Below are 1,668 nucleotides of genomic sequence, written 5' to 3' on the forward strand. Positions count from 1 at the left end.
TAACTAAAGTTTCCCACCCAAATAAATAGATAGAAAAATAACAGTTTGTCGAATTTTCTTTGTAAATTAGTAATCGCTAAAGAACTGATTTTAAAGACAAGACAACAAAACTGTTATGGAAGCAAAAATAGAGAAAATAAGTGAGTTATCCAAACTTTTGAGTGTTAAAACCCGAATGAGTGATGATTTATTTCATCTTTTTGGCAAGTTTGGCATCGGTCACCTATTATCTCGCCTTTCATTGGAGAAACAGGACGGAGTTTCGGCTTCGGAGTTGCTCCTCTCTCTTTGCCTCTTCCGCATTGTGGGCGAGAGCATCCATAGTATATGCAAACATAAGATATATGAGCTTTCAAATCATGGTAAGAACTGTTTCTATCGCATGATGATTCGCCCACAGATGGATTGGAGACGATTGATGAACCACTTTGCACTGCGTTATATGTGCCTATTGCGTAAGTATGGCGAAGTTCCTCAATCAGATACCACTACATGTTTCATTATAGATGACACCGTACTTGAGAAGAGTGGTGTGAGGATGGAGGGTATCAGTCGTGTTTTCGACCATATGAAAGGCAGATGCGTATTGGGCTACAAGCTGTTACTTTGTGCCTTCTTTGACGGCAAGACAACTATACCCTTTGATTTTTCACTACATCAAGAAAAGGGGAAGCAAGGCAACTGCGGGCTGACAAGACAGCAACTCAAAAAGGCATATCACACCAAGAGGAACACCGGCAATCCTGATTATAAGCGCTTTCAAGAGTGTAAGATGTCTAAGCTGGAAGTTGCCATGGATATGCTTCGCCGTGGATGGAAGATGGGGTTACATGCGAAGTATGTGATTACCGATAGTTGGTTCACCTGCGAGCAACTTATGACATGTGTTAGAAGCATAGGTAAAGGGGCAATGCACTTTGTTGGACTTGCAAAAATGGGAAAGACAAAATACACTATATCGGGCAAAAAGAAAAATGCTGCAGAACTCATTGCCACCTATGAACGTGAACGAGGAAAGAACTGTCGTAAATACAAATGTCGATATATTCAGCTCAACGGCAACTTAGGAGATATACCTATCAGAATCTTCCTCATCAAGTATGGTAGAAACTCCGCATGGAACGTTCTGCTCACCACGGATACAACGATGTCTTTCGTAAAAGCCTTTGAAGTGTATCAGATTAGATGGAACATAGAGGTGATGAACAAGGAGACTAAGCAATATCTCGGATTAGGAGGTTATCAAGGTTGTGACTTTAATGGTCAGATAGCCGACGCAACGCTGTGTTACCTTACATATACCGTCATGGCTTTGGAAAAGAGATTCACAGAATATCAAACCATGGGCGAACTCTTTTCGGATATGGAGGGTGATCTCATGGCACTCACGTTATGGAAGCGAGTTCTTACCTGCATCGAACGCATTCTTCGCATTTTAGGAGAAATACTTGGAATGACGCCCCAATACCTTATGGCTACAATCAGCGGAAACGACAAAGAGATGAGCAAAATCCTTGTAATGGCTGAAGCGTTGGAAAAATGGGACGAAGTATGTGGATAGTCTGCATAACTTCTGTTAGGCATGTGTTAACAGTCAATGGATATGGGGGAAGACAGACAAAGGAAAATGAGAAAAGTTAGTGTTTTAAGGGGTGGGAAACTTTAGTA

1 protein-coding gene is annotated in these 1,668 nt (G+C 41.4%); it reads left to right on the forward strand.

Going from position 1 to position 1,668, the window contains the following annotated elements:
* The first annotated feature begins 115 nt into the window (after positions 1 to 115).
* The gene (locus A3GM_RS0110855; RefSeq protein WP_018363374.1) at positions 116 to 1,561 is read left to right on the forward strand and encodes an IS4-like element ISBf8 family transposase; all 1,446 of its coding nucleotides are present in this window, start codon (positions 116 to 118) and stop codon (positions 1,559 to 1,561) included.
* Positions 1,562 to 1,668: the final 107 nt, after the last annotated feature.

The organism is Hoylesella nanceiensis DSM 19126 = JCM 15639, assembly GCF_000379965.1.
Taxonomy (GTDB): Bacteria; Bacteroidota; Bacteroidia; order Bacteroidales; family Bacteroidaceae; genus Prevotella; species Prevotella nanceiensis.